This window comes from Lysinibacillus sp. G1-3 (genome assembly GCF_056322905.1).
On the sequence record NZ_JBWHYQ010000015.1, the window covers coordinates 94,524 to 115,440 of the forward strand.

15 protein-coding genes and 1 riboswitch are annotated in these 20,917 nt (G+C 37.6%); all 15 genes read left to right on the plus strand.

What is annotated here, in order from left to right:
- Positions 1-261: 261 nt before the first annotated feature.
- The 15 genes from ACVYAD_RS16850 (at position 262) to ACVYAD_RS16920 (ending at position 20,458) form a co-directional block, all read left to right on the plus strand.
- The gene (locus tag ACVYAD_RS16850) at positions 262-2,646 is read left to right on the plus strand and encodes a 3-hydroxyacyl-CoA dehydrogenase/enoyl-CoA hydratase family protein (protein WP_476427233.1); all 2,385 of its coding nucleotides are present in this window, start codon (positions 262-264) and stop codon (positions 2,644-2,646) included.
- Positions 2,647-2,699: 53 nt separating this feature from the next.
- Complete coding sequence (locus tag ACVYAD_RS16855; protein ID WP_349661641.1) at positions 2,700-3,872, plus strand: acetyl-CoA C-acetyltransferase; 1,173 nt, start codon at positions 2,700-2,702, stop codon at positions 3,870-3,872.
- Between the two features lie 120 nt (positions 3,873-3,992).
- Entirely contained in the window at positions 3,993-5,777 is a 1,785-nt protein-coding gene (locus ACVYAD_RS16860; RefSeq protein ID WP_476427234.1) for an acyl-CoA dehydrogenase family protein, read from the plus strand.
- An 818-nt stretch (positions 5,778-6,595) separates the two neighbouring features.
- Positions 6,596-6,952: an arsenate reductase family protein gene (locus tag ACVYAD_RS16865; RefSeq protein WP_386830184.1), complete on the plus strand. Its 357-nt coding sequence runs from the start codon at positions 6,596-6,598 to the stop codon at positions 6,950-6,952.
- 190 nt (positions 6,953-7,142) lie between these two features.
- Positions 7,143-7,523, plus strand: a complete 381-nt coding sequence (gene gcvH / locus ACVYAD_RS16870; protein ID WP_079561463.1) for a glycine cleavage system protein GcvH — start codon at positions 7,143-7,145, stop codon at positions 7,521-7,523.
- Positions 7,524-7,903: 380 nt separating this feature from the next.
- Entirely contained in the window at positions 7,904-8,245 is a 342-nt protein-coding gene (locus ACVYAD_RS16875) for a toprim domain-containing protein (protein ID WP_349661369.1), read from the plus strand.
- Positions 8,246-8,260: 15 nt separating this feature from the next.
- Positions 8,261-8,563, plus strand: a complete 303-nt coding sequence (locus ACVYAD_RS16880) for a thioredoxin family protein (protein WP_349661368.1) — start codon at positions 8,261-8,263, stop codon at positions 8,561-8,563.
- A gap of 62 nt (positions 8,564-8,625) precedes the next feature.
- Positions 8,626-8,730: riboswitch (SAM riboswitch) on the plus strand.
- Positions 8,731-9,047: 317 nt separating this feature from the next.
- Positions 9,048-10,076 carry a methionine ABC transporter ATP-binding protein gene (locus ACVYAD_RS16885; RefSeq protein WP_476427235.1) on the plus strand — a complete coding sequence of 343 codons (1,029 nt, stop codon included), beginning with the start codon at positions 9,048-9,050 and terminating at the stop codon, positions 10,074-10,076.
- Positions 10,066-10,734 carry a methionine ABC transporter permease gene (locus ACVYAD_RS16890; protein WP_349661366.1) on the plus strand — a complete coding sequence of 223 codons (669 nt, stop codon included), beginning with the start codon at positions 10,066-10,068 and terminating at the stop codon, positions 10,732-10,734. The genes ACVYAD_RS16885 and ACVYAD_RS16890 overlap by 11 nt, the downstream gene beginning before the upstream one ends.
- Before the next feature lie 108 nt (positions 10,735-10,842).
- Positions 10,843-11,700 (plus strand): MetQ/NlpA family ABC transporter substrate-binding protein, encoded by an 858-nt coding sequence (locus tag ACVYAD_RS16895; protein ID WP_476427236.1) that lies wholly within the window; start codon positions 10,843-10,845, stop codon positions 11,698-11,700.
- 461 nt (positions 11,701-12,161) lie between these two features.
- Positions 12,162-13,046: a response regulator gene (locus tag ACVYAD_RS16900; RefSeq protein WP_476427237.1), complete on the plus strand. Its 885-nt coding sequence runs from the start codon at positions 12,162-12,164 to the stop codon at positions 13,044-13,046.
- Positions 13,043-14,089, plus strand: coding sequence for a HEAT repeat domain-containing protein (locus ACVYAD_RS16905; RefSeq protein WP_476427238.1), 1,047 nt, complete (start codon positions 13,043-13,045; stop codon positions 14,087-14,089). Before ACVYAD_RS16900 ends, ACVYAD_RS16905 begins: the two co-directional genes overlap by 4 nt.
- Positions 14,086-15,510 (plus strand): glycosyltransferase family 2 protein, encoded by a 1,425-nt coding sequence (locus tag ACVYAD_RS16910; protein ID WP_476427239.1) that lies wholly within the window; start codon positions 14,086-14,088, stop codon positions 15,508-15,510. Before ACVYAD_RS16905 ends, ACVYAD_RS16910 begins: the two co-directional genes overlap by 4 nt.
- The gene (locus ACVYAD_RS16915; protein WP_476427240.1) at positions 15,507-18,686 is read left to right on the plus strand and encodes a hypothetical protein; all 3,180 of its coding nucleotides are present in this window, start codon (positions 15,507-15,509) and stop codon (positions 18,684-18,686) included. Before ACVYAD_RS16910 ends, ACVYAD_RS16915 begins: the two co-directional genes overlap by 4 nt.
- A gap of 608 nt (positions 18,687-19,294) precedes the next feature.
- Positions 19,295-20,458 carry a dicarboxylate/amino acid:cation symporter gene (locus tag ACVYAD_RS16920; RefSeq protein WP_476427241.1) on the plus strand — a complete coding sequence of 388 codons (1,164 nt, stop codon included), beginning with the start codon at positions 19,295-19,297 and terminating at the stop codon, positions 20,456-20,458.
- The last annotated feature ends 459 nt before the right edge of the window (positions 20,459-20,917 follow it).

The window sequence follows — 20,917 nt, forward strand, 5'->3', positions numbered from 1 at the left end:
AAAGATTGCTAAATGAAACAAAATATTCTACACTGAAAACAGAAAAAGTAGTTTTATCTTCATTCAACGGAAAAAATAACCTCAAAAACTAAAATGGTAGTTGAACGAAGATAAGCCTTAGTTGTATGTCACAGATTAAATTTGAATAGAGCTAGACTGATTCAAATTCTGGACAAAAATACACGAAGGCAAACTTTGATATTTTTTTGGTCAAAAAATGAATGGCTATTCATTCAATGGGAGAATAAGGGGGAATTGCTTGTGACTTACAACATTAAAAAAGCAGCTGTTCTAGGTTCTGGGGTAATGGGCTCTGGAATTGCAGCACATTTAGCAAACATCGGTATTCCAACATTATTATTAGACATTGCGCCGAAGGAACTAACAAAAGAGGAAGAAGCAAAGGGTCTTTCCTTAGAGCATCCTGCTGTGAGAAATCGTATCGCCAACGGAGCTCTGCAAAAGTTATTAAAGCAAAAGCCAGCACCACTTACTTCTAAGAAAAATTTATCACTACTAACGGTTGGTAACTTTGAGGACGATTTAGAGAAATTAAAAGATGTAGATTGGGTTATTGAAGTTGTCGTTGAAAATTTAGCGATTAAACAAAGCCTATATGAAAAAGTTGATGCTGTACGTAAGCCAGGCACAATTATTAGTTCAAACACATCTGGCATAAGTATCGATGCAATGGCGGAAGGGCGTTCAGAAGATTTTAAAAAGCATTTCCTAGGAACTCACTTCTTCAATCCGCCACGCTATTTAAAATTACTTGAAGTCATTCCAGCAAACACAACAGCGCCAGAAGTTGTCAGCTTTATGAAAACATTTGGCGAAGATGTGCTTGGGAAAGGTGTCGTACTTGCTAAGGATACACCGAACTTCATTGCCAATCGTATCGGAACGTACGGTTTACTAATTACTTTACAAGAAATGATGAAGGGTAGCTATTCAGTTGGCGAGGTGGATTCTATAACAGGTCCATTAATCGGTCGTCCAAAATCAGCAACTTTCCGAACGTTGGATGTTGTTGGTTTAGATACATTTATCCATGTAGCGAAAAACGTTTATGATCAAACAGCTGGTGAAGAGCAGCAAGTTTTTGCAGTACCAGATTTCCTACAGAAAATGGTCACAAACGGCTGGCTCGGAGCAAAATCAGGTCAAGGGTTCTTCTTAAAGCAAGGCAAAGAAATACTTGAAATTGATCCAAACACTTTAGAGTATAGCCCAGTTAAAAAGTTAAAAACTCCTTCTATCGAAATGGCAAAACAAACTCGTGGATTAGCAAATAAAGTGAAAGCATTAACTTATGCTAAGGATCGTACCGGAGAATTATTATGGGGTATCTTCGCTCCGACGCTCATTTACTCTGCACAGCTACACGGTGAAATTGCTGATGATATTGTTGCCATTGACAATGCTATGAAATGGGGCTTCGGCTGGCAGCAAGGACCATTTGAAATATGGGATGCAATTGGCGTCAAAGAGTCCGTAGCTAAAATGGAGGAAGAAGGTCGTGAGGTACCGGCATTCGTCAAAGATATGTTAGCAAGCGGCTTTGAAACTTTCTATTCCGACTTGGACGGTGACCTAGCCTATTATAATGGATCTGAATACGTAAAAGTGCCAGTGAATGAGAAGGAAATTAACTTAAAACGCTATAAGAAAAAGCACGGCGTTATTAAATCAAATACAGGTGCTAGTTTAATAGATATAGGTGATGGAATTGCATTACTTGAATTTCATTCCCAATCAAATGCAATTGGCTTAGACATTATCCAAATGATTAACTTTGCAATCGATGAAGTAGAAGCGAACTATAAAGGCTTAGTCATCGGTAACCAAGGAAAAAACTTCTGTGTTGGTGCAAATCTAGGAATGATTTTAGTAGAAGCACAGGATGATAATATTTTTGAACTAGATTTCGTTATTAAAGCATTCCAAGATGCGATGCAAAAGATTAAATACTCTCGCAAGCCTGTTGTAGCAGCGCCTTTTGCTATGACGCTAGGTGGCGGAGCAGAGGTTTGCTTACCAGCTGCACATATTCAAGCAACAATGGAAACGTATATGGGCCTAGTCGAAGTTGGCGTAGGATTAATCCCTGGTGGAGGCGGTAACAAGGCGCTTTACCAAAAATTCCTAAAAGGGTTACCGAATGGCGTTGAAGTAGACTATCAACATATTGCTAATAAAGTATTTGAATCGATTGCGATGGCAAAAGTTTCGACTTCTGGTGAAGAAGCACGTGAAAATAACTTCTTAAACTTTGCTGACGGGATTTCTGTTAACCCAGATCACCAACTATATGATGCAAAACAAGCTGCACTAGCGCTTTATGAGGCAGGCTATTTACCACCTGTTCCTACGAAAGTTCCTGTAGTCGGTGCATCAGGATACGGTACGCTATTAATCGGTGCTCAAGGAATGTTTGAGTCAGGCTATATTAGTGAACACGATTTAAAAATCGCTAAAAAATTAGCGTATGTCATTGCTGGTGGTAAAGTTCCATATGGCACATTAGTAGATGAACAATACCTATTAAACCTTGAGCGTGAGGCATTCCTAAACTTAGTGGCAGATCCGTTATCTCAACAAAGAATGCAGCACATGCTTTTAAAGGGAAAACCACTGCGTAACTAACTTTAAGACTGAATTCACTATACTTGCACATGAAACAAAGGGGGATTAATACGATGCGTGAAGCCGTTATTGTAGCAGGAGCACGAACTCCGATTGGAAAAGCGAAGAAGGGTTCTTTAGCAACAGTTAGACCAGATGATTTTGGAGCGGTTGTTGTCAAAGAAACATTAAAAAGAGCGGGCTATGAAGGTCCGATTGACGATTTAATTTTAGGATGTGCAATGCCGGAAGCCGAGCAGGGCATGAACGTAGCCCGTAGTATTGGAGCGCTTGCTGGACTACCAGATACAACGCCAGCGCTAACAATTAATAGATTCTGTTCGTCGGGTTTACAAGCAATTGCTTTTGCAGCAGAGCGTATTATGCTAGGACATTCTAAGGCAATTCTTGCTGGTGGCGTCGAATCTATGAGTATGGTGCCAATGGTAGGTAATACACCTCGCTTAAATCCAACATTAGCTGAGACTGCTCCACAATATTATATGGGGATGGGGCATACAGCTGAGGAAGTGGCACGTCAATACAATGTTAGTAGAGAAGATCAGGATGCTTTTGCTGTTCGTTCACATGAGCTTGCGGAAAAGGCGATTAAAGAAGGTAAATTCAATGATGAAATCGTACCAATTGAAGTGGAGCAACATTATGTAGATGACAACAACAAACTACAGGTGAAAAAATTCACGTTTAGCACGGATGAAGGTGTACGTCCAGGTACATCAGTAGAAGGTTTAGCGAAGCTTCGTCCGGCCTTCCATGTTAAAGGTAGTGTTACAGCAGGTAATGCTTCTCAAACTTCAGATGGTGCAGCAGCGGTACTTGTGATGGACCGTGAAGAAGCAGAAAAACAAGGGCTTACTCCGATGGCGAAGTTTTTAGGCTTTGCAGTTGGTGGCGTACCTCCTGAGGTGATGGGTATTGGACCAATCGTGGCAGTACCTAAAGCGCTTGAAATCGCAGGCTTATCAATAGATGACATTGATTTATGGGAAATTAACGAAGCATTTGCGTCACAATCCTTACAAGTCGTACGTCATTTAGGCATTGACCAAAACAAAGTAAACGTTAATGGTGGAGCAATTGCCCTAGGTCACCCACTTGGTGCAACGGGAGCTATTTTAACATTAAAGCTCATTCATGAATTGAAGCGTCAAGGTAAGAAATATGGTGTCGTAACAATGTGTATCGGTGGCGGTATGGGTGCTGCGGGAGTATTTGAACTTCTATAATTTTTGCTAGATCAGCTTGGAGTGCAGCGTTTTCGGTTGCCTCCGAACGTAGTACTTCAAGCTTTTCTATATATTGGGGATAAAAACTATTAAAAATAGATATATAGGGAGGAATTTAGAATGACAGAAAAAACAACGGATTTCATTAAAGGCGGCGGATTTATTATTGAAGATGTGGAATTAGATCGTGTGTTTACACCAGAAGATTTCACAGATGAGCATAAAATGATTGCTAAAACTACTGAAGAGTATGTAGCAAATGAAGTGTTACCAGTCGTTGAAAATTTAGAAAACCATGAATTTGAGCATTCGGTTCGTCTACTAAAAAGTGCAGGTGAGCTCGGCTTACTAAGCGCGGATGTACCTGAAGAATATGAAGGTCTAGGATTAGACAAAGTTTCTTCTGCATTAATCGCAGAAAAAATGTCTGTTGCTGGCGGCTTCTCTATTACACATGGTGCCCACGTAGGTATTGGTTCTTTACCAATCGTCCTATTCGGAAATGAAGATCAAAAGAAGACGTATTTACCAAAGCTTGCGTCAGGTGAATTAATCGCTGCTTACGCTTTAACAGAGCCAGGTTCAGGTTCTGATGCATTAGGTGCAAAAACGACTGCGAAGTTAAACGATGCAGGGACACACTATATTTTAAATGGTGAAAAACAATGGATTACAAATGCAGGCTTTGCAGATGTATTTGTTGTCTATGCAAAAATCGATGGCGATAAATTCTCAGCATTTATCGTAGAACGTGCCTTCAATGGCGTTTCAGTTGGCGCAGAAGAGAAAAAAATGGGAATCAAATCTTCATCGACACGTACTTTAATCCTTGAAGATGCAGAAGTACCTGTAGAAAACCTTTTAGGTGAAGTAGGTCGCGGACACGTTATTGCCTTTAATATTTTAAATATCGGTCGCTATAAATTAGGGGTTGGAACAATCGGTGGCTCGAAACGTGCATTAGAGCTTGCTATTCAATATACAAATCAACGTCAGCAGTTTAAAACGAAGCTGTCTGATTTCAATCTAACAAAAGAAAAATTATCGACAATGGCATCACAATTGTATGCGTCTGAGTCATTAAACTATCGTACAGTAGGTTTATTTGAGGACCGCTTAAGTCAGCTAAGCCCAGATGAGCAAAAACAAGGAAAAGTGATTGCTAGTGCAATTGCTGAGTATGCTATTGAATGTTCTATTGCTAAAGTATTTGGTTCTGAGACTTTGGATTACATTGCGGATGAAGCGGTTCAATTACACGGTGGTTACGGCTTTATGGCTGAATACGAAGTAGAGCGTATTTATCGTGATTCTCGTATTAATCGTATTTTTGAAGGTACAAATGAAATTAACCGCATGATTGTACCAGGTACATTTATGAAAAAGGCAATAAAAGGTGAATTGCCATTACTACAAGTTGCTCAAAATTTACAACAAGAGCTTCTTATGCTAATGCCTGAAGACGTAGGCACAGAGCCGTTAGCACAGGAAAAATATCTTGTAAAAAATGCGAAGAAAATTGCTGTATTAGCATCAGGTTTAGCAGCACAACGCTTCGGTGCGAAGCTTGATCAAGAGCAAGAAGTATTAGTGAAGATTGCAAATATCGCAAACCAACTATTCGCTATGGAATCTGCTGTATTGCGTACAGAAAAAGCGATTGCTCGTGACGGTGCTGAAAAAGCTCATCAAAAATTACTGTACACTCAAATCTTCTGCCAAGAAGCATTTGCAGAAATTGAAAAAGAAGCAAAAGATACGATTCTTGCTTCAGCAGATGGCGACGCTGCACGCATGACATTGTCTGCACTACGTAAATTAACTCGCAATAACCCATATAACTTAATCTCGAAGAAACGTGAAGCTTCTGTTAAATTAATTGAAGCAGAAAAATTCGTAGTTTAATATGGCAGGTTTAACCTAGCTATCCACAGAGATGTGATAGCTAGGTTTTTTTGTTGGAAATAAAGTATAGCGCTGCAAAACGAGGGGTAATTTCCGTTCCAGGCTACTCGCTTTGTCGCTGCCGCTTCGCTTTCGCGCAGAGCAAAGCTTCCTGTGGGCGAGCGTCGAGCAGCTTCCTTCGCTAAAGGAACGAAGGCTAAATGCGTCACGTCCTGTGACAATGCCTCCGTGACCAACATCATGTTGGCCTCAGGGTCTCGACTGTCTCGCTTTCCCACGGGAGTCGAGTAGCCTTTCACACCAATCCACAATACCGTAGAACTTTAATAAATTTTATGTAAGTCAAATGAGGGCTCTATGACTACTCACCATAATCAATCAGAATAGTGAAGGCGATTGTACATCTGTCGGCAAATATTTTAACTGTGTGAAAGCGAAGCGATAGCGGCAAATGTTTTAACTGCGCGAAAGCGAAGCGACAACAACAAATGTTTTAACTGCGCGAAAGCGAAGCGACAGCGGCAAATGTTTTAACTGCGCGAAAGCGAAGCGACAGCGGCAAATATTTTAACTGTGCGAAAGCGAAGCGTCAGCAACAAATGTTTTAACTGCGCGAAAGCGAAGCGACAGCGGCAAATGTTTTAACTGTGCGAAAGCGAAGCGTCAGCAACAAAGCGCCCAGCCGGAACGGGAATCATCCATACACTTTAATATGATGAGTTTCATTTTGGTTCGTAACGGTTATGATGGTATACTACAGAAAATGAGGGATACACTGAAAGTGTAGTTCCTAAAAATGATAGTAGAGGAGCCTTTAAATGACGATTCAATTTATTCAATATCCGAAATGTACTACTTGTAAAAAAGCACAAAAATGGCTAAATGACAATGGAGTTTCATATGAAGATGTACACATTGTCGAACAACCGCCAACAAAGGACGAACTATCAAACTTATGGCAAGTAAGTGGACTACCTTTAAAGAAATTTTTTAATACTTCTGGTATGAAATATCGTGAGCTTGGCTTGAAAGATAAGCTTGCTGAAATGACTGAAGAGGAGCAACTTGAACTGCTTGCTTCAGATGGTATGTTAATTAAACGTCCAATCGTAACTGATGGAAAAAAAGTTACGTTAGGGTTTAAAGAATCAGATTTTGAGCAAGCTTGGAAATAACGATATTAACTTCTTAGAAAGAAGTTAATGCCTCCGGCGGATGTCATGGAAATCGGAAAAGAGTTCTTTGTGCTAGCACAAAGCCGATCCCGGACACAATTATGCCGAGGCATAATTGATTCTTGTTTTTATGGAAGAAGTATGGCACACTGAAAGTGAATATATTACATATTTATGGAGGGGTTTTTGCATGAACACACCTAAAGACTTACGTTACTCTGAAGAGCACGAATGGGTTAAAGTAGAAGACGGAAAAGTACGTATCGGTATTTCTCATTTCGCACAATCTGAACTTGGAGATATCGTTTTCGTTGAACTTCCACAAGTTGGTGACGAAATCAAAACAGATGATCCATTTGGTAGCGTAGAATCTGTAAAAACAGTTTCTGAATTATATGCACCAATCTCAGGTACAGTAGTTGAAGTAAATGCAGATTTAGAAGATAGCCCAGAATTCGTTAATGAATCACCATATGAAAAAGCATGGATGATCGTTGTAGAGCCTGCTGATGCATCAGAAGTTGAAAAGCTTATGACAGCTGAGCAATACGATGAAATGATTGCAGAATAAGACAAGCTTATAAGACAAGCCTTTAACTTCTTTCAGCAATAGTCTCCTACCTCTTTAGATGTTGAGATGAATGTTGATTAAGATACTTTTCAGTGGGTGTCCCAATAGCCGCTGAAAGAAGTTAAAGCCTCCGGCGGATGTCACGGAATCGGCTTTGTGCAAGCACAAAGCCGATTCCAGACACAATTATGCCGAGGCATAATTGATTAGAAAAACGTCGGAAACTACCGACGTTTTTTATTATCTTCATCCATTCTGCCATCATAGTGGATGAGGGTGAATGCAAGTATATTCCCTTAACAATAGGTGTCTAACAGTATCAATGACAAGATTTATTGATATAATAATGATAAGGGATATGTCTAAACGGGGGTGGCGTTATGTTCGAGGGGAAATGCTTAATTGTCGAAGGCCGTTCGGATAAGCTTCAAATTGAACCTATTTTAAATGAACATGTTAAAATACTTTGCACGAATGGTACAATTGGTGTGCATCAATTAGAAGAGTTACTTGATCCATATGAAGGCTGTGAGCTTTATACATTTTTTGATGCAGATACATCGGGTGATAAGCTACGAGCATTAATGGACAGACATTATCCAGAGGCTGAGCATTTACGTACTATGCCAACATATAAGGAAGTAGAGACAACTCCGAGAAAGGTGTTAGCGGCAATCTTAATTCGTGCGCATTTCTCAATCCATAATGAATATATTTTGTAAGGTTGCGTGAAAAAAATGGAAGAATGGTCAAAAGAGCAGTGGGACGTGGCTATCCAGTCGGGTGAAAAGGCTGCTTTTTATTTATATACACCAATGTGTGGAACGTGTGTAGTTGCATCGAAAATGATGTCGGTTGTTGAGCAATTGCTACCACAGCTACAGGTTGGTAAAGCGAATATTAATTTTATCGAACAAATCGCTTATGATAATAAAATCGAAAGTGTACCGTGTTTACTTGTATGTGAAGGCGGAAAAGTGACGGAAAAGGTTTATGCTTTTCAATCCGTACCGTATTTATACGAATTGTTAAAAAAATAAATTGACTGAACTTTACTCACGTGGTAAAGTACGAATATACTAAAAAATATAAATATATCGAACTCTTATAAAGAGCGGCTGAGGGAAGTGCCCTATGAAGCCCGGCAACCATCACAAAGTGAAAAGGTGCCAAATCACCCAAAGATTTTATCTTTGAAAGATGAGAGAACGGTTCAGCGTATAAGTTACGTGACCCCTTCTACTTGTCTATAGTTGAAGGGGTTTTTTTACTTCTTTCACCGAAACACCCGCTGAAATAGAGGAACTCAGTCTAAGAACGTCACATCCTGTGGCAACGACTGAGTGACCAACGTCATGTTGCCGCCGCTGCGTTATCACTACGCTTTCGCACAGAAAACATTTGTTGGCCTAAAGCCTCCGGCGGATGTCATGGAATCGAAAAGGATTTCTTTGTGCAAGCACAAAGTCGATTCCGGACGCAATTATGCCGAGGCTCAATTGATAAAAAAAAGGAGAATTCGCTATGATTCAGCTTCAAAATATTACGAAGAAATACAAAACCTCGAATGGCGAATTAACAGCAGTTAAAGACGTCAACCTTTCTATCGATAAAGGTGAAATTTATGGCATTATCGGCTATAGTGGCGCTGGTAAAAGTACAATGATTCGCTTGTTAAACGGTTTGGAAAAGCCTACATCAGGTACGGTAACGGTTAACAATCAAGAATTTTCATCCATAAAGGGGCAAAAGCTTAGAAATGCTAGACAAAAGGTCAGTATGATTTTCCAACATTTCAATTTACTTTGGTCTCGAACTGTTGCGGAAAACATTGCTTTCCCACTAGAAATCGCAGGTGTTCCAAAGGCAAAACGTGAGGCACGTGTGAAAGAATTGATCACATTAGTTGGCTTAGACGGACGTGCTAAAGCGTATCCATCACAACTATCAGGGGGACAAAAGCAACGTGTAGGCATCGCTCGTGCACTTGCTAATGATCCAGAAGTATTGTTATGTGATGAGGCAACATCCGCACTCGATCCGGAGACAACAGATGCTATCCTAGATTTACTTGTCGATATTAATGAGCGACTAGGTTTAACGATCGTGTTAATCACACATGAAATGCATGTTATTCGTAAAATTTGCCACCGTGTAGCGGTTATGGAAGCTGGAGTAATTGTAGAACGTGGTGAAGTATTACAAGTATTCCAAGCGCCACAAGCTGACATTACAAAAAAATTCGTTTCTCAAATTACAGATACGAAGGAAACACAGGAAACTGTGGCACAAATTAAAGCAAACTACCCTAATGGACAACTTGTAAAGCTAATATTTGTAGGAGAAAAAACAGAACAGCCTGTCATCTCACATCTTGTGAAACAGTGTGATGTAGAAGTAAGTATAGTACATGGTAATATTTCGCAAACTAAAAATGGCGCGTACGGTACACTTATCGTACAAATTGAAGGCACAGAGTCGAATGTTGCAGCTGCACTGAGCTACTTGCATACAGTCGAAGTACAAACGGAGGTGATTGCCAATGCTAACTAGTCTCTTTCCGAATGTTGACTGGGAAAAAATGTGGGAAGCTACGTATGAAACGTTGTATATGACAACAATCTCTACGGTGATCACATTTATACTTGGATTAGTAATTGGGATCTTATTGTTTTTATCAAGTCCTAACCAAATATGGGCCAATAAACTGGTGAACTTTTTAACAGGCTCAATCGTTAATATTTTCCGTTCGATTCCGTTTATCGTTTTGATTATTTTATTAATTCCGTTTACGAAATTTTTACTCGGCACAATTCGTGGAGCAGATGCGGCTTTACCGGCACTAATTATCGGAGCTGCACCATTTTATGCGCGTATGGTATTAATTTCATTACGTGAAATCGATAAAGGCGTTATTGAAGCGGCTCGTTCAATGGGTGCTAAAACGTCAACGATTATTTGGAAAGTATTAATTCCAGAATCGTTACCAGCGCTTATTTCTGGTCTTACTGTAACGGCTGTAGCACTTGTTGGCTATACTGCGATGGCAGGTATTATCGGTGCAGGTGGTCTAGGAAACTTAGCATTCTTAGATGGTTTCCAACGTAATCGCCAAGATGTAACTTTAATGGCGACTATATTAATCTTAATAGTAGTATTTATTATTCAATGGATTGGCGACTTAATTACAGCCAAAACAGATAAACGCTAAAAAGGCGCTAATGACAAAAAAAGCGTAGCTCGCTACGGACATCCAAAAGGTTATTTCGGTTTTATACCGCTAACATATTTTAAATTAGTTAAAAGGGAGTGCAATAAAATGAAGAAATTATTAGCAGGATTATTTTTATCAGTATTAGTATTAGCTTTAGCTGCTTGTGGTGCTGGTAAAAAAGATGATACAAACTCAAACGCATCATCTGGTGATAAATCAGACAATAAAGAAAATGTAACATTAACAATAGGTGCTTCTAATACACCACATGCGGTTATTTTGGAAAAAGCAAAACCAGCTTTAGCTAAAGAAGGTATCGATCTTAAAATTGAAACGTATCAAGACTATGTATTACCAAACCAACATTTAGAGTCAGGTGAACTTGATGCAAACTATTTCCAACACCTACCATTCTTGGAGCTTAGCATGAAAGAAAATGGCTATGACTTTGTAAATGCTGGTTCCATTCATATTGAACCAATCGGAATTTACTCTAAAAAATATAAATCTCTTGAGGATCTACCAAAAGGTGCAACAATTTTACTTTCTAGCTCAGTTTCAGACCACGGTCGTATGCTTTCATTGTTAGAAGCTAAGGGCTTAATTAAATTAAAAGATGGCGTCGATAAAACAGCAGCAGAAATAAAAGATATCGCAGAAAACCCTAAAAACTTCAAATTCGATGCAAATACAGCTCCGGAAATGCTTGTACAAATGTATGAAAATAATGAAGGCGATGCAGTTTTAATTAACTCGAACTTTGCAATCGATAACAACATTAATCCATTGAAAGATGCAATTTCTCTTGAAGATAAAGAATCTCCTTATGTAAATATTATAGCTGTACGTGCTGGTGATGAAACAAAACCAGAAATTAAAAAATTGATAGAAGTATTAAAATCTAAAGAAATCCAAGACTTCATTATTGAAGAATGGAAAGGTTCAGTTGTACCAGTTAAATAATTTGAAATTTATCGATAAGGGTATGTAAGTATAAAACTTACATACCCTTTTTCCTTGTTATTAAAAGAATTTTAAAAGTTGATTTTCACTCCGAGTTGGCGCTTTCCCCGGGTTTGGCTTCACTCTTCCCATCGCAGTATAAGTCGACAAGCTGGAATAAAATAGAGTTTTTTTGAGTTTGAAAGGGTATGTAGTTTAAAAGATTACATACCCTTTCTTCTTACTGTAAAAAGGCTGTCTTTTATCAGAAAAATATAACTTTTTGTCAGGGAAGGTATTATTCTGTAGTTTATAGCAAAAATATAATAATATTTTACAAGTAATCGATTTACCAAAAATTTTATATAGAAATTGTTTAGTCATATTTATTACTATAGTTGTTGTGTTTATAAATCAAAAAAATGATAGAAAAATAATGAAGAAGAATACAATGCTTCTTCCATCAACTGGAGTGAACACAAATGAATAAATTAATTGTTGCGGAAGATATCATGCAAGAGCATGAGGTGAAAGGTTATTTTGAAATTTTGCGTGAGAGTGTTATTCGTTCACGTTTAACAATGACTGCAGTCTTTTTTAAAGTAGCGAATTCCTCACAAGAAACTGATATAGATTGTAATCAAGTGAATCATCAAATTTCAGCCTTTCTAAAATCTAAAATACGAAAAACAGATTTACTTTTCCAACTAGCAGATGGCATGCATTGGGGAATATTTTTTCTACAAAGTAGTGAAGTAGAGGTAAAAGCATTTTTAAAACGGATTTTCGCAATTCTAACGCAAGAAAGGGAATTTCAACAAATAGCGTTAAAAGCTTCCGTTACTGAAATAAGAAATAATAATGTTGATTTTGAAACATTGTTAGAGAAAAATAAGCACAAACTAGCTGATGAAGAACAGCCAACTTGGTCAGTAGAACAGGTTACAGATTATCGGGTACAACCGATGGAGCAAGTAAAGGTTAGCATTATTGAACAGAATGAAATCTTTAGAAAGGTGCTAGAAACGACACTCGAAAATTTAGACATTCCTCATTATACTTTTGACGTGTCGACCTATGAGGATGGCTATGATTTTTTACAGTCCGATCACTATAAATCTGGCCATATGCATTTAGTTGTGATGAACGATATTTTACCACGTAAAAATGGCTTAGAAATTTTGCACATTTTGCGAGAAATGCCGAATGAGAAAAAGTTCATCATTTATATGATGTCTGAACGAAACTCAGAGGGTGCAACACTGAATGCTTATGAAGGTGGTGTCGATGAATATATCGTCAAACCATTTAATTTACGTTTGTTAGAAGCAAAAATTAAGAAGACTTTTGCGAGGTTTTGGCTATGATCAAGCTGTCGATTCCTTTTCTTTTAACGGTCAGCGGTGTTTTATTAACAGTTCTATTTTTATTTACGATCTATATACTTGTTCAGCGCAAGCGGGAGATTCGTTTTGCAGAAGTGCGTGATACTTTTTTACAAAACTCCTCACAGCAGTGGTACAACTATTTAATGAATGATGAAATTTTCTCTATAGTGCTTGTACCCAGAGGGAGAGCTCAAGTAGCAGCTATAGAAATAATCTTTTCATCTTATTTGAAAAATATAAGCAATGAAATAGTTGAACACAAAATAAAAGAGTTTTCTAATCTCTATTTAAAAAAGTTTTATGAAAAGGATTTATCCAGTAAACGATGGAGCATTAGGATGAATGCTTTATATCATATTGCTGATTTACAGATAGAGGATTTATTAGAGGCATGTCTTCAATTCGAAAAAACCAAAATTTCGGAGGAGGAATATTTTCAACTGTTAAAAATTTACTCTCTCTTCCGACCTGAAATGTTTATCGAAAAAATTAAAGAATCGAACATTCATTATTCTGAAAGCGAGTATAGAAGAGTATTTGTCTTGTTAGAGGATGACGTATTTATTCGATTATTTGAAGACTTTAATAGTTGGACAACAAATATCCAATTTGCTGCAATTGATACTGCAGCTGTCAAAAGAAATATACAATACATTGATCAGTTAAAACAGCTATTAACGCATGAGGTTCCAGAAATACAAATCAGAGCATTAAAAGGTCTTTATGAAATTGGTGTAATTGATGAAATCGATCCTTATGTCCCATTTGTGACATCAGATATTTGGGAAATAAGATTAATGGTTGCGAAAATCTTTAAGCATGTACCACTAAACTATACCTATGCTTATTTAGAACAGCTTCTTCAAGATGAAAATTGGTGGGTTCGCTCACAGGCTGCTAAAACAATTGCAGAAAATAGAGATGGAATTGCAAAATTACAGCAATTTATGGAGTCCTCAAATGACCCATATGCAATTGACATGGCTCGTGAAACAATCGTCAGAAAGCGAGGGAACAAATGAAAGTATTTTTAGATTTTTGTATGTGGTTCTTTGGTGGATTTATTCTATTTTATATGTTGTTTGTTATTGTTTCGTATTGCGCCATGTTTGTTATCGCCATGCTAGTTATGCGAAAACGCTATAAATTAGACCCCTCAGAGTATGATGATGCGCATACAGATGCCTTTTACTCAAAACCAGTATCCTTATTAGTCCCTGCTTACAATGAAGAGATTGGCGTTGTAGACACAGTCTATTCATTGTTGAATTTACGATATCCACAAACGGAAATTATCATTATTAACGACGGGTCTACTGACTCTACACTACAAACCGTAATCGAGCATTTCCGAATGAAGCCCGTTGATAAAATTGTTCGTACACATATCCCTACAAATCAAGTTAAACAAATTTATGAATCTGAAATCTATAAAAATTGTATTTTAGTAGATAAAGAAAATGGTGGTAAGGCAGATGCATTAAATGTAGGTATTAATGTATCTCAATATCCATATTTCTGCTCTATTGATGGTGATTCAATCTTAGATGAAAAATCATTGCTTCGTGTGATGAAGCCGATTGTTTTATCTGATGGTGAAGTGATTGCGGCAGGAGGAAATATCCGAATTGCCAATGGCGCAAAAATGCAGCTTGGTTCCGTTACTGAAACACACTTATCAAATAATTACTTAGTGATCATGCAAATAATAGAATATGCGCGAGCCTTTTTAATGGGGCGAATAGCTTTAAGTAAATACAATCTTGTGCTTATTATTTCGGGAGCATTTAGTGTGTTTTCGAAGGAATGGGCTGTGGAAGCGGGCGGTTATTCAACGAATATTATTGGAGAAGACATGGAGCTTGTCGTGAATATTCACCGTTTGATAAGAAAGAAAAAAGAAAAGAAACGTATAGAATTTGTTCCAGATCCTGTGTGCTGGACTGAAGCACCTCAGTCATTAGGGGTTTTGCGAAACCAGCGTAGACGTTGGCATCAAGGATTATTTGAAAGCCTATGGAAGCATAAGACGATGACGTTGAATCCTAAGTATGGCTTAATAGGCTTGCTTTCATTTCCATACTTTTGGCTAGTAGAATGCCTAGGTCCACTAGTTGAGTTAGGTGGTTATATTTATATCATAGTGGCATTTTTCTTAGGGAAAATCTATTATGAAATAGCCATAATTCTGTTACTGCTTTTCGTTATTTATGGGGTGATTTTTTCAATAGCTTCTATATTATTCGAAGCATGGATTTTGAATACTTATCCGAAACCGAGAGAGCTACTACGCATGATAATTTTAGCATTTACTGAAATTTTCTGGTATCGACCACTCACTCTTTTTTGGCGATGTGAGGGATTAATTCGGTTTGTGCTAAGAAGAAGCGATTGGGGCAATATGAAGCGTGTCGGCATCGGTGAAAAGGAGAAAAGTGTATGAAGCGTATATATATAGGAATTATAGTCGTTCTAATTCTCGTTATTACACCTATAGCATGGTGGTATTTCAGCGATGAAAAACCGCTCAACGTTGCGATTCTAGATAAAACGGTTCCGAATGAAACTTATCGAGAGCATTTAGGTGTGAACTGGTTTTTAAACCATTATAAATACACGATCGATGAGCATCCGTATGATGTACAAAAAAATTACTTTGGTACACTTCCGAATGATAAAACGAAGAACGTGTCAGAAAAAAAGTTTCCGACTGACTATAGTAATTATGATGTTATTTATTTGGCTGATACGTACGGCGTTTATAAGGATGATTTAGATGAAAAAAAGCGCTTAGGTAAACGTTCAGAAAAAATTGTAGGCGGCTTGGAAATGGATGAATGGCAGTCTATAGTAGATCGTTTAGCAAGCAACAAGAAAAGTATGTTAATTGCTGAATACAATACATTTGCATCACCGACGTCAGCGGAAGTTAGAAAAGAGTTACAGGATTATTTAGGAATTTCATGGTCTGGATGGATTGGGCGATATTTTGATGAGCTTGATTATCATAAAAATACGGAAATTCCACAATGGGTCATAGATGAACATGGTGATAATTGGCCATACAAAGGCGGAGGCTTTCTTCTATTTAATGAAATTACAGAAAAGCTCATTGTGTTAGAGTTGGACAAGCATGTAAACACAGAAGGTATTCAGGTGCAATTTACTGAAGAAGGGAAAAAGTTCTTCAACACCTCTGCTCGTGCAGAATATGGCTATTGGTTTGATATTATCACACCTAAATATGCAGAGGATGCTCTCGCTAATTATGAATGGGACTTAACAAAAGAAGGGGAAAAACTATTAGAGGACAACGATATTCCACAGCAATTTGCGGCAATTGTTTCACAGGATAAACGCTACACGACAAGCTATTATTTTGCAGGAGACTTTAACGATATGTCCCGTGTGCCGACCCTTTACAAAATAAAAGGATTACCGACCATTTATAAATATGCTGAGAAGTATGCAGATAGTTCGTTTTATTGGTCAATTTATATACCAGTCATGCATAAAATTTTCGAAACGTTTGAGCAAAAAGAAGTTCAAGAAACCGTTAATCATGGCAAATTAAATTATAACGCACGTATTAAGGGCGAATCATTTGAAGTCTTACGAGATGGAAAATGGGAGCCGATAGTCTTTAAGGGCGTTAATATAGGTATGGGTAAACCAGGAGCATTTCCTGGCGAGGCTGCTATTACGGAAGAAGAGTACTATCGATGGTTCCGTCAAATTGCTGACATGAATGCCAATACGATTCGTATATATACATTACACCCGCCAGGTTTTTATCGGGCACTTGCAAAATACAATGAAGAAAATCCAGATAAACCACTGTATGTATTGCATGGTGTATGGATTAATGAAGAAGGTTTGGTTGATTCATTAGATGCCTATGATGAAGCTACTCTAAAGGATTTTCAACTTGAAATGAAACGAATGGTGGACGTTATCCACGGTAATACTTACGTGAAGCCAGTAGCAGGACATGCCTCAGGATTATATGATGTGGACGTTTCAAAATATATAATAGGCTGGGTGCTAGGAATCGAATGGTATCCGCAAATGGTTGTTGGTACGAACGAGAAACACGCTAATATAGGTGAATACAATGGGACGTATTTTGAAACGAAAAATGCTGCACCATTTGAACATTGGTTAGCCGAGCAAATGGATCTTATTACTGTTTACGAGAAGGATAAGTATAATTGGATCCGTCCAATGAGTTTCACAAACTGGGTAACAACCGACTTACTAGACCATCCATCTGAGCCTTCTGAGGATGAGGATTTGGTAGGCGTAAATCCAAATGTCATCTATACGAAAGGTGAGATGCAGGCACCAGGTCAATTTGCTTCCTATCATGTTTATCCTTATTACCCTGACTTCTTTAACTACGATCAAAAATATTTAAATTATAAAGATTTCCGGGGCAATAAAAATAGTTATGCAGGGTATTTAAAAGAACTACATGAAGCGCATAAAATGCCTGTTCTTGTTGCAGAATTTGGAATACCTGCAGCTCGTGGTATGACACATGAAAATGTTTATGGCTGGAATCAGGGCCATATGTCCGAACAGCAACAAGGTGAAACGCTACAACATTTATATGAAGATATTATGCATGAAGGCTTGCTCGGAGGCCTAGTCTTTACATGGCAGGACGAGTGGTTTAAGCGGACGTGGAATACGATGGATTATGATGATCCAAACCGTCGACCATTTTGGTCTAATGCACAAACAAATGAACAGCAATTTGGCGTACTAAGCTTTGATCGATTTAAAGTAAAAGTAGACGGCGATACTAAGGAATGGAAAGGTACTCAAATGTACAATACCTCACCTTCTGACTCAACAGATTTTGCTGTCGATTATGATGAAAGATATTTGTATCTCAAATTAAAAAGTGATGTTTTAGAAAAAACATCACCTCGTATTTTACTTGATGTAGTACCAAATCAAGGGAATACTTCAGCTACATCAATAAAAGATATGACGTTTTCAAATGGCGTAGATTTTATTGTGGAATTAAATAAAAGTGGAGACTCTCGAGTGGTCATAGATGAATACTATGATTTCTATGATTATTTTTACGGTCATAATATAAATCTGATTCCACCTCGTATGGCAGTTCCAACAAAAAATAGTGGTAAGTTTGCACCAATTTATTATGTGTTAAATAAAGAGTTGTACTTACCAGAGCAAAACATTACTACTGATTTCAGTCATTATGAAACAGGGAAGCTGCTTCAAGGGAATGCCAATCCAAAAGCAAAAGATTATAATTCGTTAGTAGACTATACGTGGACGGATGATAATGTGATTGAGCTACGAATTCCTTGGCTACTAATCCAAACTAGAGATCCAAGCCAGCGTGAGTTTATGGGGGACTTATATAAAGATGGAGAGACAGCTTCGACGAAAGTCGATAATATTTATATTGGTGCGGTCTTTGTAGATAAAGAGGGCAAAACTGTAAAATCTTTACCAGAGACAAATGGCCAAGTCTTACCGAAACTCTCACCTTATACTTGGGAACCATGGCAAACGCCTAAGTTTGAAGAGCGTTTAAAACAATCATATTATATTTTACAAAAATTATTTAAAGCATATTAAATGAGAGCTTAGGATAGGTGATTTTTTTGCCTATTCTAAGTTTTTTTTGGCTCATTACTAAAAGTTGGGATGTTATTTATTAAAACGTATGAAATATACGTTGATCTTCGTTACGACTGGGCGATTCCTTAGAGATTAGCAATAGAGGAGCGGAGGTTAAAAACATCACATCCTGTAATAACGCCTCCGTGACCAACAACAAATGTTTTAACTGTGCGAAAGCGAAGCGACAGCAGCAAATGTTTTAACTGTGTGAAAGCGAAGCGACAGCAACAAATGTTTTAACTGTGCGAAAGCGAAGCGACAGCAACAAATGTTTTAACTGTGCGAAAGCGAAGCGACAGCAACAAATGTTTTAACTGTGCGAAAGCGAAGCGACAGCAACAAACGTTTTAACTGTGCGAAAGCGAAGCGACAGCAACAACAAAGCGTCCAGTCGGAACGGAAATCAACCCCGCATTATGGTGGGGAACTATTTTTATTTAAAAATACAAAAATATTTTACAATTCCGTCTATTTCGTAAGCTGTATATTCTTGCAACTGTTTATGTTAAATTACTACTAATACATTCGAGAAAGACAGTTGTTTTTTTAAGGAGGACATTTTAGTGAAGTTTAAATTTGGTCTATTGGCAAAAATTATTGTCGCTATCTTTTTAGCGGTAATACTTGGAGGTTTTATGCCAGAGCCATTTGTACGTATATTTGCAACATTCAATGGCTTATTCGGTAATTTCTTAAATTTTGTTGTACCACTTATTATTATTGCATTTATTGCACCGGGCATTGCTCAGCTTGGGAAAGGCTCAGGAAAATTATTAGGTTTGGCAACATTTTTTGCCTATTTCTCAACAATCATTGCAGGCATGTTCGCCTTTTTAGTAGCGCGAAATGTGTTGCCTAACTTCATATCAAATGGTGCTATGGAAAGTATGAAAAACCCAGAGGAATTTTTAGCACAGGCATTCTTTAAAGTTGAAATGCCGCCATTAATGGGTGTGATGTCAGCATTAATTTTTGCATTCATCGTAGGGATTGGTATGACAGTCATCAAAGGCGATGTGATGAAACGTGGTTTTGAAGAGTTTAATGTAATCATTGAAAAGTTAATTTCATTTGTCATTATTCCACTTTTACCATTTCATATTTTTGGGATCTTCTTGAACATGACATATGGAGGTCAAGTAGCAAAAATATTATCTGTCTTCGCAATTGTCTTCGTACTTATAATTGCGATGCATTGGATCATCTTGCTAGTGCAATACACTACTGCGGGAACTTTAAATAAGAAAAATCCGCTTAAGTTACTTCGAACAATGCTACCTGCGTATTTTACAGCATTAGGCACACAATCTTCAGCGGCAGCTATTCCGGTTACACTGCGACAATCACAAAAAACAGGGACTTCAGAAAAAGTAACGAATTTTACAATCCCACTGTTTGCAACTATCCATTTATCGGGTAGTACAATTACAATCGTAACTTGTTCTTTAGGTGTTATGATGATGAACGGTATGGATATAGGCTTTACACAATATATCGGCTTTATATTTATGCTAGGTATTACAATGGTTGCTGCACCTGGCGTCCCAGGAGGAGGAGTCATGGCAGCAATAGGTTTACTGCAAACAATGCTCGGCTTCGATGAAACAATGGTTGCACTAATGATCGCACTGTACATAGCGCAAGACAGCTTTGGTACAGCTACAAATGTAACGGGAGATGGTGCATTAGCCATGATTGTTGACCGTTTCAGCAAACCAACAAATTAATAAATAACAGTGTGAACGGATAGAATCACTAAAGAAAAAAATCGCCTGCTATGGCGATTTTTTTTGTTTAGGACGCGAAATAATGTGGAAATTCTCTTACAGATTAATTAGAGAGTACTACTTTTCAAGATAAATAGCTAATGGAGAATATAAAGCGTTACGGATTTAATGGTTAATTAAATAGCGCACATTTTTTAAGACTAGGAAAAATTTTTAGTGATAAATAATTAAAAATATTTCTTGTTGAAATTTAATAAAATTACATGTTTATGTAGGGATATATCGAAAATTCGTAGTTCTAAAGAAAGGTAAAATGGATTTATCTAGGAGACTGGTTATTGGTAAAATAGTTATTTTTTCATTTAAAAAGTAAATTGTATAGAAAATGTTAAGTTTTGTTTAGTACTATATATGTATTAGAGAGATTCGCATTTTGGAATTTAGGATAATGTTACTTCG

Excerpts from the sequence above, each read along its gene's own strand:
- ACVYAD_RS16885 (WP_476427235.1), top strand. The coding sequence starts at position 9,048 with ATGATTCAGCTTCAAAATATTACGAAGAAATACAAAACCTCGAATGGC.
- ACVYAD_RS16915 (WP_476427240.1), top strand. The coding sequence starts at position 15,507 with ATGAAGCGTATATATATAGGAATTATAGTCGTTCTAATTCTCGTTATT.
- ACVYAD_RS16855 (WP_349661641.1), top strand. The coding sequence starts at position 2,700 with ATGCGTGAAGCCGTTATTGTAGCAGGAGCACGAACTCCGATTGGAAAA.
- ACVYAD_RS16905 (WP_476427238.1), top strand. The coding sequence starts at position 13,043 with ATGATCAAGCTGTCGATTCCTTTTCTTTTAACGGTCAGCGGTGTTTTA.
- ACVYAD_RS16860 (WP_476427234.1), top strand. The coding sequence starts at position 3,993 with ATGACAGAAAAAACAACGGATTTCATTAAAGGCGGCGGATTTATTATT.
- ACVYAD_RS16895 (WP_476427236.1), top strand. The coding sequence starts at position 10,843 with ATGAAGAAATTATTAGCAGGATTATTTTTATCAGTATTAGTATTAGCT.
- ACVYAD_RS16890 (WP_349661366.1), top strand. The coding sequence starts at position 10,066 with ATGCTAACTAGTCTCTTTCCGAATGTTGACTGGGAAAAAATGTGGGAA.
- gcvH (WP_079561463.1), top strand. The coding sequence starts at position 7,143 with ATGAACACACCTAAAGACTTACGTTACTCTGAAGAGCACGAATGGGTT.
- ACVYAD_RS16875 (WP_349661369.1), top strand. The coding sequence starts at position 7,904 with ATGTTCGAGGGGAAATGCTTAATTGTCGAAGGCCGTTCGGATAAGCTT.
- ACVYAD_RS16910 (WP_476427239.1), top strand. The coding sequence starts at position 14,086 with ATGAAAGTATTTTTAGATTTTTGTATGTGGTTCTTTGGTGGATTTATT.
- ACVYAD_RS16900 (WP_476427237.1), top strand. The coding sequence starts at position 12,162 with ATGAATAAATTAATTGTTGCGGAAGATATCATGCAAGAGCATGAGGTG.
- ACVYAD_RS16880 (WP_349661368.1), top strand. The coding sequence starts at position 8,261 with ATGGAAGAATGGTCAAAAGAGCAGTGGGACGTGGCTATCCAGTCGGGT.
- ACVYAD_RS16865 (WP_386830184.1), top strand. The coding sequence starts at position 6,596 with ATGACGATTCAATTTATTCAATATCCGAAATGTACTACTTGTAAAAAA.